The 14,902-nt window shown below is 57.3% G+C and carries 18 protein-coding genes, 3 tRNA genes and 1 riboswitch; all 21 genes read right to left on the bottom strand.

The window, feature by feature from the left end; translation table 11 throughout:
* Positions 1–115 precede the first annotated feature (115 nt).
* Complete coding sequence (locus tag DWX75_RS00100) at positions 116–826, bottom strand: hypothetical protein (protein WP_118013712.1); 711 nt, start codon at positions 824–826, stop codon at positions 116–118.
* 5 nt (positions 827–831) lie between these two features.
* Positions 832–1,356, bottom strand: coding sequence for a CinA family protein (locus DWX75_RS00095; protein ID WP_118013710.1), 525 nt, complete (start codon positions 1,354–1,356; stop codon positions 832–834).
* Between the two features lie 14 nt (positions 1,357–1,370).
* Positions 1,371–2,720, bottom strand: a complete 1,350-nt coding sequence (rimO, locus tag DWX75_RS00090; protein ID WP_118013708.1) for a 30S ribosomal protein S12 methylthiotransferase RimO — start codon at positions 2,718–2,720, stop codon at positions 1,371–1,373.
* Positions 2,721–2,797: 77 nt separating this feature from the next.
* Positions 2,798–3,841, bottom strand: coding sequence for an ABC transporter substrate-binding protein (locus DWX75_RS00085; protein ID WP_118013705.1), 1,044 nt, complete (start codon positions 3,839–3,841; stop codon positions 2,798–2,800).
* Between the two features lie 147 nt (positions 3,842–3,988).
* Positions 3,989–4,876 (bottom strand): S1 RNA-binding domain-containing protein, encoded by an 888-nt coding sequence (locus DWX75_RS00080; protein ID WP_118013703.1) that lies wholly within the window; start codon positions 4,874–4,876, stop codon positions 3,989–3,991.
* 16 nt (positions 4,877–4,892) lie between these two features.
* A complete protein-coding gene (gene rsfS / locus DWX75_RS00075; RefSeq protein ID WP_118013701.1) occupies positions 4,893–5,237 on the bottom strand; it encodes a ribosome silencing factor in 345 nt (114 codons plus the stop codon).
* Between the two features lie 50 nt (positions 5,238–5,287).
* On the bottom strand, positions 5,288–6,322 hold the full coding sequence (locus tag DWX75_RS00070) for an LCP family protein (protein WP_233519409.1): 1,035 nt from the start codon (positions 6,320–6,322) through the stop codon (positions 5,288–5,290).
* Positions 6,319–6,909: a bis(5'-nucleosyl)-tetraphosphatase (symmetrical) YqeK gene (gene yqeK, locus DWX75_RS00065; RefSeq protein WP_233519408.1), complete on the bottom strand. Its 591-nt coding sequence runs from the start codon at positions 6,907–6,909 to the stop codon at positions 6,319–6,321. Before yqeK ends, DWX75_RS00070 begins: the two co-directional genes overlap by 4 nt.
* Entirely contained in the window at positions 6,906–7,511 is a 606-nt protein-coding gene (nadD, locus tag DWX75_RS00060; protein ID WP_118013696.1) for a nicotinate-nucleotide adenylyltransferase, read from the bottom strand. The genes yqeK and nadD overlap by 4 nt, the downstream gene beginning before the upstream one ends.
* 7 nt (positions 7,512–7,518) lie before the next feature.
* Entirely contained in the window at positions 7,519–7,665 is a 147-nt protein-coding gene (locus DWX75_RS12070; protein WP_199497474.1) for a hypothetical protein, read from the bottom strand.
* Complete coding sequence (locus DWX75_RS00055) at positions 7,662–8,918, bottom strand: glutamate-5-semialdehyde dehydrogenase (RefSeq protein ID WP_118013694.1); 1,257 nt, start codon at positions 8,916–8,918, stop codon at positions 7,662–7,664. The genes DWX75_RS12070 and DWX75_RS00055 overlap by 4 nt, the downstream gene beginning before the upstream one ends.
* 20 nt (positions 8,919–8,938) lie before the next feature.
* Positions 8,939–10,063: a glutamate 5-kinase gene (gene proB / locus DWX75_RS00050; protein ID WP_118013692.1), complete on the bottom strand. Its 1,125-nt coding sequence runs from the start codon at positions 10,061–10,063 to the stop codon at positions 8,939–8,941.
* 27 nt (positions 10,064–10,090) lie between these two features.
* Positions 10,091–10,393, bottom strand: a complete 303-nt coding sequence (gene yhbY / locus DWX75_RS00045; RefSeq protein ID WP_118013690.1) for a ribosome assembly RNA-binding protein YhbY — start codon at positions 10,391–10,393, stop codon at positions 10,091–10,093.
* 43 nt (positions 10,394–10,436) lie between these two features.
* On the bottom strand, positions 10,437–11,717 hold the full coding sequence (gene obgE, locus DWX75_RS00040; protein WP_118013688.1) for a GTPase ObgE: 1,281 nt from the start codon (positions 11,715–11,717) through the stop codon (positions 10,437–10,439).
* Positions 11,718–11,925: 208 nt separating this feature from the next.
* Positions 11,926–12,216 (bottom strand): 50S ribosomal protein L27, encoded by a 291-nt coding sequence (rpmA, locus tag DWX75_RS00035; RefSeq protein WP_036375921.1) that lies wholly within the window; start codon positions 12,214–12,216, stop codon positions 11,926–11,928.
* 14 nt (positions 12,217–12,230) lie between these two features.
* A complete protein-coding gene (locus DWX75_RS00030) occupies positions 12,231–12,542 on the bottom strand; it encodes a ribosomal-processing cysteine protease Prp (protein WP_118013686.1) in 312 nt (103 codons plus the stop codon).
* 6 nt (positions 12,543–12,548) lie between these two features.
* Positions 12,549–12,860, bottom strand: coding sequence for a 50S ribosomal protein L21 (rplU, locus tag DWX75_RS00025; protein ID WP_118013684.1), 312 nt, complete (start codon positions 12,858–12,860; stop codon positions 12,549–12,551).
* 150 nt (positions 12,861–13,010) lie between these two features.
* Complete coding sequence (locus tag DWX75_RS00020; RefSeq protein WP_118013682.1) at positions 13,011–14,345, bottom strand: NCS2 family permease; 1,335 nt, start codon at positions 14,343–14,345, stop codon at positions 13,011–13,013.
* A 57-nt stretch (positions 14,346–14,402) separates the two neighbouring features.
* Positions 14,403–14,505: riboswitch (purine riboswitch) on the bottom strand.
* Positions 14,506–14,599: 94 nt separating this feature from the next.
* Positions 14,600–14,690, bottom strand: a tRNA-Ser gene (locus DWX75_RS00015).
* 5 nt (positions 14,691–14,695) lie between these two features.
* A tRNA-Trp gene (locus tag DWX75_RS00010) sits at positions 14,696–14,771 on the bottom strand.
* 10 nt (positions 14,772–14,781) lie between these two features.
* Positions 14,782–14,857 (bottom strand) — tRNA-His (locus DWX75_RS00005).
* Positions 14,858–14,902: the final 45 nt, after the last annotated feature.

Raw genomic sequence — 14,902 nt, 5'->3', positions numbered from 1 at the left:
ATCGCGCAAGCGATGCTTTTTTGTTTGCAGGCATAAGACAAAATCCCCGCAGCGCATGGCAGACGCCATGTGTTGCGGGGATTTCTGCTGCAAGCTGCCGACAAGCGGGCAGCTTTTATTTCTTGCTCTTCTTGTTTTTCTTGGCGTTCGACGAGTTCGTCACGGCCTTGTCCTGCGAATCCGTCAGGGTCGCAATGCCTTTCTGGAAGGCAGCCAGCGAATACGCGCGCAGGTTCGGATTGTCGATGAGCTCAACGCCATAGCGCTTGCCGGACGGCGTGCGGAAGAACGCCACGGCCATCTGCGTGTCCGCCTTGGCCACCTCGTCGGCCTTGCCGTCACCATCCGTATCGATCTCGACCTCCTTGGCCGTCACGGCATAAATGGCCTTGTTGGTCGGCGTGAGGTTGACGAGCATGATGCCCTCATAGCCATTGCTGCCCATGATGCCCGAGAGCAGCTTTTCGGCCTCCTCGGGCTTCAGTTTGTTGAGATCCGGCACCTTCTTGTCGTCAAAGGCATCCGTCAGGATGACCCAGGCGTATTTGATGTTGTATTCCTCATTGTCAAAGACGAGGACTTCGCCCTGCTTATCCTCGTAAAGCAGATTGGCGGGGATGACGCCGACCGGCTTCTGCGGGCACTTTATCGTGAAGCCGTACTGCTTGCTCGTATACGTATACGGCAGCGATGCTTCAATGGGCTGCTGGATATGGACGGAAGGATCCTTGGCGGCAGTCTGTTCGGCAGCCAGGGCCGGCACCGATGGGGCCATCAAAAGGGATGCGCCCATGGCAGCAGCGGCAAGACAGGTATAAAATTTCATCGTGATTACTCCTTTATCTTCCGTGTATCCGCGTTCAATGGGCTGGACGAAGAATCCCGCCGGGAAAGGTAGAAGCAAAGCATCTGCAGTGCCGTTTCGGTGCTCTGACGCTTGACTTCCGTACGCGAACCACGGAAATGATTTTCTTTGACTATCGTACCATCGGGACCTGAAACGGCAATGAAAACGAGGCCGACGGGCTTCGTCGCCGTTCCGCCCCCGGGGCCGGCAATGCCCGTAATGCCGACCCCCATGTCCGTCTCGATTGCACGGCGGATGCCCTCCGCCATCTCACGGGCCGTTTCTTCCGATACCGCACCATGTGCCAGCAGCGTCTCATGGCGGACACCGACGAGCTTCTCCTTGATGCGGTTCGTATACGAAACGACAGAGCCCATGACGTAAGCCGAACTGCCCGCGATATCCGTCAAGCGGCTCGTCAGCAGCCCGCCGGTGCAGGACTCCGCGCAAGCGATTGTCATCCCCTGCGCGAGCAGCAGTTTTCCGGCCTGTTCCTCAATCTTCATCATGCATTCGCCTCATTTCATCCTTCCGCATCCGCCCTGTCATCCAGGCGTTCTCCGACGAGATCATACGTGAACCCCTGCAGGATCCTGACGTGCACCATGTCGCCGGGCTTGCTGTCCGTATCATTCTCGACGTAGACCTGGCCATCGACATCGGGCGCCTCGCGGTACGAGCGGCCGACGGCAATGTTCGGCTGCTCTTCGTCGCGTCCTTCGATGAGGACGTCAAGATCCTTGCCCTCGAGGGACTGATTGATCTCTTCGGAAATCTTGCACTGGAGGCTCATGAGGTCGTGATAACGCTCCTGCATGACCTCTTCCGGTACCTGATTCGGCATGTCGTACGCAGGAGTCCCTTCCTCGCGCGAATACGTGAAGACCCCCACCTTGTCGAGACGCATCTCCTCGATGAAGTTGCGCAGCGTCTGATACTGGGCATCCGTCTCCCCCGGGAAGCCGACGAGGAAAGTCGAGCGGATCGTCACGCCGGGAATGCGTTCGCGGAGCTTCGCAATGAGCCTGCGCATATCCGCCTGCGTATCCGGGCGGCGCATGCTGCGCAGTACGGCATCGTGCGCGTGCTGCAGCGGCAGGTCAACGTAATTGCAGATCTTCGGCTCGCTCGCAATCGTATCGATGAGTTCATCCGTGAAGTACTTCGGATAGCTGTAGAGAGTGCGCACCCACCGGAGTTTCGGCACCTTGACGATTTCCCGGAGCAGCGCCGCAAGTTTCGGCTCGCCGTAGAGATCCCTGCCGTATTCCGTCGAATCCTGAGCGATCAGCACGATTTCGCGCACGCCCTTTTCCGTGAGGTTGCGCACTTCATCACAGATATCCTCGATGGGCCGGCTGCGGTAATCGCCGCGGATATACGGGATGGCGCAGAAGGCGCAGCGGTTGTTGCAGCCCTCTGCAATCTTGACGTACGCCGTATACCCCGGCGTCGTCGTGATGCGCGGCGTGTGCTCATCGTAGAGGGCCTCATCCTTGCCGGCGATGACGAGGCGGTGCCCCTTGAGCGTCTCCTCCACCGCCTCCATGATGCGTCCCCAGGCTCCCGTGCCGATGATGGCATCGGCTTCCGGTATCTCGTCCAGGAGTTCCTGCTTATAGCGCTGGCCGAGGCAGCCGGCCACGATCAGGCTGCGGCAGCGCCCGCTTTCCTTGTATTCCGCCATGTTGAGCACCGTCGTGATCGACTCTTCCTTCGCCGACTGGATGAAGGCGCACGTGTTGACGATCAGGATATCGGCTTCGGCGGGATTGGCCGTGATCTCGATGCCGTGTTCCTTCAGGATACCCAGCATGACCTCTGTATCGACAAGATTCTTGGAACAGCCAAGACTGATGAAACCTGCTTTCACTGAAAAACTCCTCCTACTAAATATATGGTCGCAATGCTCCCGAAAAGAGGATGCTGCACAGGCAGCATCCTCGCGGCTCATTTGAAACGGATATCCCGGGCCCATTCGTCGAGCAAATGATGCTTCTGCGCATCCGTGAACGTGACGGGCTGGGTAAACAGCACGAGGTTCTTGCCTGCAAAGGACTTGTAGGCAATCGTGCCCGGATTCGTCGGGATAAAGAAATAATTATGGCTCTGCAGCGCAATCTGGACTTCATCAGAAAGCAGCCAGTCGGCAAACGCCTTCGCCATGACGCCATCCTGCTTCCTGGCGTGCACGAGCAGGCCGGTGCCCGTCACGCGCGCCGTCGTGCCATCCGATGGATAGATGATCTGCAGTGGATAGCCATCGTGGATGTAGCGCAGCGTCTCGCTCTCCACGGCAATGGAGAGATCGACCTCGCCCATGCCGGCCTGACGCACCGGATTGGAAAGATACCTTGCGTACTGGACGACCTTCGGGTGCAGCTGGCGCCAGATATCCATCGTCGCCGTCTCACCAAACTGCGCAGTCATCGCGTACAGGAGATCCGCCGAAGCATCCGCCGCCATGAAATCCGTCACGCCGATGCGGGCATCCAGCCCGGCCAGTGTCTGCCAGGAATCGGGGATGTCGTCCCGCAGCGTCTTCAGGTAATCGCGATTGACACAGAAGACAATCGGATCATACCAGACGCCGGTCCAATAACCATCCTGCTGGCGGAAGGAATTTGGGATCATATCGTTGCGCTCCGAGATATACGGTGCCAGATACCCTTTGGCCGCTGCCTTTTCCAGGGTCTGGCGGTCAGCAAGTACCAGGGAGGCATCGCCGCTGCCGGATGACGAGGCCTGGTCCTGCATGCGCTTGAGCGCATCATCCGATGAAAGCGTCACGAAATTGACGTGCACGCCAGACGTCTCCTCATAAGCCTGTGACAGGATTTCCGCATGTTCTGCCGGCAGTGTCGTGAGCACTGTGATCTCATGCCGGCTGCGATGTTCGCCGCTGTAATCCGCACCAGCCAGATACGCGGATCCGGCCAGCACGATCAGGAAGAGGACGAACGCCGTAAGCAGTAAGGACGTATACCGCCTCATGTTCTTAACCTCACTATCTTAAAGTACCAACTAGTTTACCCTTCATTATATCGGACTTTACACGATTTCACAAGACCGGTGCACGAGACTGGCCGCCAATGCAGAAAGGCAGCTGCTCCCGGCAGCTGCCTTCTCGAAACGGCATACTCACTTCAGATACGTCCAGCCATCCTTCTCCTCGATCCTGCCCTCCTTGAGCAGATGACCGAGCGCCCGCTTGAAGGCGGCTTTGCTGATCTGGAACTTGTCACGGATCACTTCCGGTGAAGACTCATCGCTGTACGGCATGCGCCCCTTGCGGCTCTCCAGGAGTTCCAGGATGCGCTGTGAGTCCGTCATCAGGGCCTTTTCTTTGGCCTCCCGCAGCGAGGCGTTGAGACGCCCGTCAGGACGCACGTAGGTTACGCGCGCCGTCACGACCTCGCCGACGCGCGGACGTTCCTTCATCTCTTTGTTGGCGATGAAGACGATGTAACGTTCTTTGCTGAACAGGAAGGCGCCGCTGTCCGTGTAGTTGTAGATGGCGCCCGTGACCATATCGCCCACCTTGACATGCGTGGCCGGCACAGAGGCGCGCCGCATCTCGTCCTCCACTTCCATCGTCACGGCCAGGCGGCCGGATTTGTCGGTGTAGAGCTTGGCCCATACCACTTCGCCGACCTGCGGGCGGCCGCGCATGCCGGCATACGGCATAAAGATGCCGCGCTCTGCGCCGACATCCAAGAAGGCGCCGTCGCGGCTGACGTTGATGACGCGCAGCCTTGCGATCTGCCCTTCCTTCATTTTTGGAACTCGCATGCTGGCCGTCAGGCGGCGTTTCGGGTCCAGATACAGGAACACATCGACGAAATCTCCCACCTGCACGGGGTGGGTCTGCTGGGTCTTATGGAGCAGGATATCATCCGAGGTATTGCCCGTCTGCGCATCGAGGAAAGCGCCCATCTCACTGACGCGTGCGACCTGCAGGCGCGCCACCGTGCTGGGGCCGAACTTTCTCTTTGCCTCCCTGCCCGTATCTCCTGTTCTCTCCATCATCCTACCATCCCTATCTTCAATCTTCATAGGCAGTCAGTTTCGCATCGCCCCAGAGCTGCTCGAGTGCATAGTACTCACGGGCTTCCTGCATAAAGACGTGGGCGACGACATCGCCGAAGTCGAGCAGCACCCACTCGCCCTCGCGGTAGCCTTCCTTGTGGTTGAACGCCACGCCGAGCTTTGCCAGCTCCTCTTCAATATTGTCGGCAATGGCCCGCACCTGCGTGGCCGTATTGGCCGAACAGATTACGAAATAATCCGGCGAGATCATCAGGCCTTCCATATCCATCGTCACAATGTCACGGGCTTTCTTGTCGCTGGCTGCCTTGCAGATGGCAGTGCAGATTTCTTTTTCTGTCATGATAACTCCTTTTATGTAGATAGATCCATTCTATGTTCTCATCCTGCCGGTCACGGTGCCGTATGATCGCCCATGTCCCCGGGGAAAAGTTCTTCCATCTTCTTCTGGATGCCGGAGGAATCCGGCAGCCAGATCGTATCGTCATTCTGCGCAGGCGATCCCGGCAGGATCATGCTCACCGGATCGTCGCTGCTCAGGTGGCGCAGGACATTTGCGAGATGCGCCGAATCGAAGAATTCGGCACTCGTGTCGACATCCTGTTGGAAAATCCTCGCCACGGACGGCAGCTTCGGAATGGTTTCAAGGCGCATGACCTGCTGATAGAGCGCCTTGACAAATTTCTGCTGCCGCTGGGCACGCCCGAAGTCCCCGAGCTCCGTACCGCGGTACCGCAGATACTGTTCGGACTCGCTGCCATCCAGATGCTGATAGCCTTTCTTGAGGTGGATGCTGAGCCCGGACTCCGGGTCCTCATAATCCATATCGTTCTCCACGTAAAGGTCGATGCCGCCCAAAGCATCGATGAGCTCCGCAAAGGCCTTGAGATCGACCACGACATACTGGTGGATGGATATGCCGAGCAGAGCATTGACCTGGCGGACCATCATGGGGGCACCGCCCTCTGTGTAGACCGAGCTCAGCCGCATTGAATGCGCGCGCTCCGGCACCTTGACCCAGGTACCGCCCGGAATCGTGATAAAGCGCATCCTGCCCGTCTCATTCTCGATGCTCAGGACGAGCACCGTATCAGCCTTTTTGCCCTCCGTATTCGTCGGGCCGGCACCATCGTCGAGCCCGAGGACCAGCACATTCGTATATCCGTCAAAGTTTGGATTCACCGTACCGCGCCGTTCCTGCTGCCGCTGGGTATACCCGTCGTAGAGCGCATGGTACTCCTGTGTAAGATACTGTGCGCCGCGCATGAGCCCGTAAATGGCGCCGGCTGACAGCAGGAGCAGGAACGTACAGATGATGAGTGCAAACATGCATCGCAGGAAACGCCTGCGCCTGGCCCGCGCCATCGCCTTCTTTTTCTGCTCGATATGGCGGCGGGTAATATTCTCCGATTCCCGTTTCCCCATCATGCTTCCTTCTTCATCTTCAACAGGATCTCATTGCGCGCCAGGACCGTATCCGGATGGATCAGGTGACGTTTGGCGAGGACGAAGGCAATGGAATCGCTGAGCCCCTCGAGCAGCATCTCGTCGAGCGTCGCCTCGCGTGCAAGCTTGCGCAGCTTCTCAACCCCCGGATAGTCGCGGTTCGGCTCGATCATGTCAGCAAACCAGATGATCTTGTCGAGCGGTGTCATATGCTCTCCGCCCACCGTATGGCGGGCGATGGCCTGCTCCACGGCCGGATCGTCGACACCGTAGAGTTCCCGCACGCGCCGCGAACCGATGGGGCCATGCAGCAGGAGCGGCATGGAGCGCTCCACCGTCCCGATGGGGAGATGGCGTTTCTCCGCTTCGGCAATCATCGCTTCATTGGGAAACTCACGGGCACAGTCGTGCAGGAGACCGGCGACACGTGCCTGCTGTTCATCCACCCCGAAACGCCTGGCCAGGCGGACCGCTGTCTCAGACACACCGAGAGAATGGCGGAACCGGGTCGCCTTGAGGCGGCCCTTGAGTTCCTGTTTCATCGTTTCATAATCCATTGCAAAACTCATCGATACAGCCCTTCTTTTTTGATATAGTCTGCCACAGCGGCCGGCAGCATATAGCGGACGGAATGCCCCGAGCGGATGCGCTCACGGATTTCCGTCGAAGAAATCTCAAGCTCCGGCGTTGTGAGCTGATGGATATGGCACTCGCAAAGAGCACCGAATGCCTTCCGCAGATGCGCCATGTCGAGCTTCGTGCCCTGGCGCGTGGCGGCAATGAAGTGGCAGGATGCGAGCAGATGCTCTGCTTCATGCCACGACGGCAGATCATTGATGGCATCCGCACCTGTGATGAAGAAGAATTCCGCCTGCTGCCCGAGCAGACGATGCAATTCGTCAATCGTATCCGATGTATAGGAAACGCCCTGACGGCACATCTCGATATCCGAAGCTTCAAAATACGGATTGTCTGCGATGGCCAGGCGTGTCATGGCCAGCCGGTCGGACGCCGGTGCCACCTTCTTTTCCAGCTTGAACGGCGAATTGGCAGCCGGAATGAACAGGATCTTCGTGAGGCCGCAGGCATCCCGCACATACTCGGCCGTCAACAGATGGCCGTGATGAATGGGATCAAACGTGCCGCCCATGATGCCGATCCGATGCTCCATCAAGAAATCACCCCTCCAGAATCCAGCTCATGAGGCAGGCAGCCGCTGCCATCGAAAGCAGCATGAGCAGCACGGCCCGCAGATAATCTCTGGCATCGAAGGCCCCCTTCGGTGTCTTCAGGTACTGACGCAGGGTCCGCAGATAACCGATCATTTCCGGATCTGCCCCTCGCCGTAAATCAGATACTTCATGCTCGTGAGCTCACGGAGGCCCATGGGACCGCGGGCATGGAGCTTCTGCGTGCTGATGCCAATCTCAGCCCCGAAGCCGAATTCAAAGCCATCCGTAAAGCGCGTCGACGCATTGACGTAAACGGCTGCCGCGTCCACCTCACGCTGGAATTGGTGCGCATGCGCGAGGTCATTCGTCACGATTGTCTCGGAATGGCCCGTGTTATAGCGGTTGATATGTGCGATGGCCGCATCAATGCCATCGACGACGCGGACCGACAAAATCAGGTCGCCGTATTCCGTGCTCCAGTCCTCTTCCGTCGCCGGCACCATATCCGGGCAAATGGCCCGGGTGCGTTCGCAGCCGCGTAGCTCCACGTGCTTCTCCCGCATGGCTGCCGCGAGCTGCGGCAGGAACTCCTCCGCGATGGCCGCATCGACGAGTAGCGTCTCCATCGCATTGCAGACCGAGCAGCGGCTGACCTTGGCATTCACGGCAATAGCCGTGGCCATGTCAAAGTCCGCCGAAGCATCGACGTAGGTATGGCAGACGCCCGTGCCGGTCTCGATGACCGGTACGCTGCTGTTTTCCGTAACATGACGGATGAGTCCGGCGCCGCCGCGCGGGATGATGACATCGATGGAGCCGCGCAAATGCATCATGACATCCACAGCCTCACGGTCCGTGAAGTCCACAAACTGCAGCGCTCCTTCCGGGATGCCGGCGCCATAGGCCGCCTTGGCCAAAAGAGAGCTGATGGCCGTATTCGAGCGGATGGCCTCCGAGCCGCCGCGCAGGATCACGGCATTGCCCGATTTGAGGCAGAGGCCGGCTGCATCAGCCGTCACATTGGGGCGCGCCTCGTAAATAATGCCGATGACGCCGAGCGGCACGCGCACGCGGCGGATCTCAAGGCCGTTCGGACACACGGTCGAATAATCCCCCTGACCGACGGGATCCTGCAGCAAAGCCGTCTGGCGCAGGCCTTCCGCCATCGAAGCAATGCGCCCTTCATCGAGCATCAGACGGTCCAGATAAGAACGTCTGACCTTCTTCTGACGCGCTTCCTCGAGGTCGAGTTCGTTGGCCTTCAGGATGAGCTCACTGCGCTTCTCGAGCGCGTCAGCCATGGCCATCAGCGCGGCATTCTTAACCCCTGTAGACAGCACCGCGAGCTTGCGGGAAGCAGCGCGCGCCGCTTCGGCTTTCTGTTTCATTTCTGCTTGAATATCCATCCAGGATTCCTCCCCCACACTCAGACCATCAGGACCATATTATCCCGATGAATGACCTCCTCATGGATGGGACCATGAACGAGGTCTGCAAAATCCTCCGTACGATGACCAAGGATCTGACGAAGATCTTGCGCATTGTAATTGACAATGCCGCGGGCAATCTCGCGATTGTCCTCTGCGAGCACGCGCACCGTGCTGCCGGCAGTAAAATCCCCATCGGCATCGACGATGCCGGCCGCCAGCAGGCTGGAACCATGCTCCAGGGCCTCGACACAGCCGGCGTCGACCGTGAGTTCTCCCTGCAGGCGCTTGCCGAAGGCCAGCCAGCTCTTGCGCACCTTCAGATGGGACTCGCGGGCCGGGAATACGGTACCGACGGTCTCACCTGACAGGATGCGGCGCAGGATGCCCTCCTGCTGCCCCGCGGCGATGACCATGGTCACCCCAGTGCTCATCGCAATCTGGGCGGCCTGGAGCTTCGTGGCCATGCCACCCGTACCGAGCTTTGAGCCGGCCCCGCCGGCCATCTCGATGACAGCCGGCGTAATCTCGGGAATCTCATGGATGAGCTGCGCATCGGGATGTGTCGCCGGGTTCGCCGTGTAAAGCCCCTCGATGTCGGAAAGGATGACCAGGGCATCGGCATCGACCAGCGTCGCCACCATGGCCGAGAGATTGTCGTTGTCGCCAATCTTGATTTCATCGACAGCCACGGCATCGTTCTCATTGATGACGGGAATGACCCCCATATCCAGCAAGGCCAGAAGGGCATCACGGGAATGGCGGTACTGGTTATGGCGCACGGCATTCTCCTTCGTCAGCAGCACCTGGCCGATGGTCTTGCCATACTCCGCAAAGAACTTCTCATAGATATGCATGAGCACGCCCTGACCGATGGCCGCCACGGCCTGCTTTTCCGGAATGGAGGCGGGCCGCTCCGGCAGCCCCAGCTTGCTGAGGCCAGCGGCAATGGCGCCGGAAGAAACCAGGACAATCTCTCTTCCCTGATTCATGAGGTCCGCCAGTTCCCGGATCAGATGGTCAATCCGATACAGATCCAGCTTGCCCGTATCGTGAGCCAGCGTGCTCGTCCCGACCTTGACGACGATGCGCTTCGCTTCCCGCAAACGTTCCCGTGCTAACATAGGAATCCCTCCAAAGATGCAGATGAGTTATGGCAGTTCGATTTTCGGTTTCTCGAAATTGCGCTTGAAGAGCAGGCCATTGCGGCCGATGAGCTGTACGAGGTTTGCATCGGCACGTTCCGCCAGCATCGTGATGGCATCGGCCGGCAGCTCCATGCAGTTCTGCAGCACGCGCACCTTGATGAGCTCACGCTTCTTGATGGCCTCTCGGGCCGCCTGTACGACAGCAGGCGTCACGCCCTCCTTGCCGATCTGCACGACGGGCTCGAGCTTCATGCCCATGGAGCGCAGGACGCTCTTCTGCTTGCCTGTAAGTGAATTACGGATCAACGGTATTCCTCCTAAAAAAATCCATGCTGTAGCCGCGAACCACTCAGTCGCGGTATTCAAATTCCATCTCGCCGATGCGGACGGTCTGGCCGTCCTTGATGCCGCGCTCCCGGAGCTTCTCATCAATGCCCTTGATGCGCCAGATGTACTGGAAACGGCGCACTGCTTCATCATTGTTGAAATTCGTCATTATGACGAGTTTCTCGATGGCCTTGCCGTGGACAATGAAATCACCGGCATCGTTGCGGCTGATTGTCACCTTCTCAGGGTCCTCCGCCGTCTCATCGTAGACCTTGACCTCATCCTCTTTCTCGGGTTCCTCGACATAGTTGTCGAGCCACTCGCCCACATAGGAAATGAGTTCCTTGAGTCCCTGACGCGTGACGGCCGAGATTGCGAAGAACTTATGCCCTTCCTTTTCAGCCAGTGCCTGCAGACGCGGCAGATTCTCCTGTGCGCTCGGCAGATCGATTTTGTTGGCCACGAGGATCTGTGTGCGGCGGGCAATCTTTTCGCTGTACTTCTTGAGTTCTGCATTGATCTTGTAATAATCCTCGACCGGGTCGCGTCCCTCAAGACCCGAAGCGTCGACGATGTGCAGGATCAGTTTCGTGCGTTCCACATGGCGCAGGAAATCATGCCCCAGTCCGACACCATCCGCTGCGCCTTCAATGAGGCCCGGGATATCCGCCATGACAAAGCTCTTCTCATAGTCCGTCTTGACGACGCCGAGGACAGGCGTGATGGTCGTAAAGTGGTATTCTGCAATCTCCGGGCGCGCAGCGCTGACGCTGGCCACCAGGCTCGATTTGCCGACCGACGGATAGCCGACGAGGCCGACATCCGCAAGCAGTTTGAGTTCGAGAACGAGATTGCGGCTCTCGCCCGGTTCGCCGAATTCGGCAAACGTCGGGGCACGGTTGGCAGCATTGGCAAATTTGGCATTGCCGCGTCCACCGCGTCCGCCCTTGCAGATAACGGCTTCCTGGCCGATTTCCGTGAGGTCCGCGAGCACGGCACCCGTGTCCTCGTCCTTGACGATTGTACCGGCCGGCACCTTGACGTAGCAGGGCGGTGCGTTGTGGCCGTACTGGTTCTTGATATCGCCGTTTTCACCATTCTCCGCCTTGAATTTGCGGTGATAGCGGAAGTCCAGCAGTGTGTTCATATTCTGATCGACGACGAAAATGATATCGCCGCCACGACCGCCGTCGCCGCCAGAGGGGCCGCCGTTCGGCACGAATTTCTCGCGGCGGAACGCGGACTTGCCATGGCCGCCGTCACCCGCCTTGACGATAACGCGGGTCCTGTCAATAAACTGCATGATAGCCTCCTTTAAAAAATATAGTCAGTCTGTTATTCATCATATCCAGAACGTGTCTCTGCGCTGCATTCGTAGTTGTAATGCATAAAAAGCCGGCATTGTGATACCCAATACCGGCTTTTTATCCATCACAACGCAACCTAACGCCGTTTATATTCCATATAACAATACCTGCGCTCTCCGAAGGAGAAGCGCAGGTATCCTTTGATTACATAGCTTCTTCAGCTGTGTATACGCTGATCTGACGGTTGTAGCGGCCTTTGCGCTCAATGGCAACCTTGCCGGCAACCTTTGCGAACAACGTGTCATCCTTGCCGATACCAACGTTGTGGCCCGGATGGAAATGCGTGCCGCGCTGACGAACGAGGATGCTGCCAGCCGTTACGATCGTGCCAGCATGTTCCTTGACGCCGAGGCGCTTGGACTCACTGTCGCGGCCGTTACGCGTGGAGCTGACGCCCTTTTTATGTGCGAAACGCTGAAGTTCAAACTTAAACATGGAATTCACCTCCACTATTTCAGAATCCGTACAGCCTTGGGATACGCTTCGGCGATTGCCGTAAGCCCCAAAAGCATCGTGTTCAGGATTGCTTCCGTCCTGTCATCAGGACGATCCTTGAGCTGCATTTTGAGCTTTCCACTCGAGTCTTCGTAGCTGACTGTTCGATGCAGATACTCTGTTATCCCAAGGAATGCCGAATCCGTAAGCGATGAGACACCGGCGCAGACAATATCCTCGCCTGCCACTGCCGTGCCGCTGTGACCAGCGACATCGAAACCGGTGATTTTCCCATCGTCCTGATAAAAGATCTTGACCTTAATCATGGAAAATTAAGCTTCGATCTTCTCGATGACAACCTTCGTGAACGGCTGACGATGACCCTGACGTTTGCGATAATTGGATTTTGCCTTGTACTTGAAAACAAGGATCTTCTTATCTTTGCCCTGAGCCTCGACTTTGCCCGTTACCTTGGCACCTTCAACGAGGGGCTTGCCGACCTTGACGTCTGCATCGTTGACAACCGTCAGGACCTGGTCGAATACGACAGCCTCGCCCTCATTGGCAGCCAGCTTCTCGATCGTGATGACATCGCCCTCAGCAACCTTGTACTGCTTGCCGCCCGTTTTGATAATTGCGTACATGAAAACACCTCCCTAAAAGATTACTCGCCAGTTACGGTACGATTGCTCGTTTTGACAAACCTCACTGTGCGGTTGGGGAAAGACGCACTTTCAGCGTCTACAGTTAAAAATCATAGCATAGCGTCAACCTGATGTCAAGAAAAAAGATTTTTACGAACGCATGACGAGATTGACGACGAATGCCAGGGAAACCAGCCACATGATCCAGCTGACTTCCTTATACTTGCCCACGGCCGTCTTCATGAACGCATAGCTGACAAAGCCGAAGGCAAAGCCATTGGCGATGGAGCCTGTCAGCGGCATCATGATGATGGTCAGAAAAGCCGGCAGTCCATCTGAAAAATCCTGGAAGTTGATCTTGCCGACCTCGCTCATCATCAGCGCACCGACCAGGATGAGCGGCGGAGCCGTGGCAAATCCCGGGACGAGTCCGACGAGCGGCGCGAAAAGCAGTGCGATGAAGAAGCAGATGGAAACTGTGACAGCCGTGAGTCCCGTCTTGCCGCCGGCTGCAATACCTGCCGCACTTTCGATATAGCTCGTGACCGTGGACGTACCGAAGATAGACGAGCAGATCGTGCCGACGGCATCCGTCGTCAGCGCGCGGTCAAGGTTCTCAATCTCCCCATTTGGCTTGACGAGCTTCGCTTTGGAAGTCAGGCCGATCAGCGTGCCCATGTTATCGAAAAGCTCGACGACCGTAAAGGTGAAGATGATCGAGACGATGCCGTAATTCCAGGCACCGACGATGTCAAGCTTGCCAAACGTCTCGCCCATATGCGGCAGGCTCATGCTGATGATGTCAGAAATACCGTGCGGTACCGGAGAATACCCGAGGATCATGGAGAGCAGTGTCGTGCTGATGATGCCGATGAGGATGGCCCCCTGCACCTTGCGGGCCATCAGTGCGCCCGTGAGGACAAGACCGAAGAGCGACAGCAGCGTCGTCGGCTGCGTCACATGGCCCAGCCCGATAAAGGTCGCCTTGTCGGGGATGATGAGTCCCGTTCCCTTGAGGCCGATGAATGCGATGAAGAGTCCGATGCCGACACCAATGGCCACGCGCAGATTCTGCGGCACCGCGTTGATGATGGCCTGACGCACGTGGCTGACCGTCAGCAGAAGGAAAAGGATACCCGAGAAGAAGACGGCACCGAGAGCGACGGTCCAATGGAGCCCCAGCGTACCACAGACGTAGTAAGCAAAAAAGGCATTGAGTCCCATGCCCGGAGCCAGGGCCACCGGATAATTCGCCACCACACCCATGACCATGGTTGAAAGTGCCGCGATCCAGATGGTCGAAGCAATGGCCGCTTCTTTCGGGATACCTGCCTCAGACAGGATATTCGGATTGACAAAAATGATATAGGCCAACGCGATGAACGTCGTAAAGCCAGCCAGGATTTCTGTCCGCACGGTCGTATTCTTCTCACGCAGTCCGAAGAACCGTTCCAGGAAGGATTCCTTGCTTGTTTGCGCTTGCATAAAAATAAAGCCTCCTCTTTTGATAGCACCGCAAAAGACAAGGCACAGTAAAAGGGAGACTCCACGCCTCATTCCTGTAGCCTGTGACAATTTACGGTTGCCTGTAGAAACGCCCACACCTTATCCATGGGCTTATACAAGAAATAACGCACTAAGAATATCAGAAAAACAAGATACTGTCAATCCAGTCCAGACGGACAGAAAGGACTGGACAACAAAAAAGCTCTGACGAATGTCAGAGCATCTTTTTGAAGTGGCGGAGTGGAGAGGATTCGAACCTCCGCACCAGTTACCCAGCCTAACGATTTAGCAAACCGTCCTCTTCAGCCTCTTGAGTACCACTCCATAAATGGCAGGGGCAGTAAGACTTGAACTCACAACCTACGGTTTTGGAGACCGTTGCTCTACCAATTGAGCTATACCCCTAATATAAAAATGGGGCGACTTGTGGGGATCGAACCCACGCATGCTGGAGCCACAATCCAGTGTGTTAACCGCTTCACCAAAGCCGCCATGAAACCGGCAATTTCCTATCCTCCCAGTCCGTCTCCAGACAA

The organism is Mitsuokella sp. AF21-1AC, from assembly GCF_003458855.1.
In the GTDB taxonomy this organism is placed as follows: domain Bacteria; phylum Bacillota; class Negativicutes; order Selenomonadales; family Selenomonadaceae; genus Mitsuokella.
The sequence above is the reverse complement of the archived record's forward strand: the minus strand, read 5'-3'. Positions and strand labels throughout refer to the sequence as shown.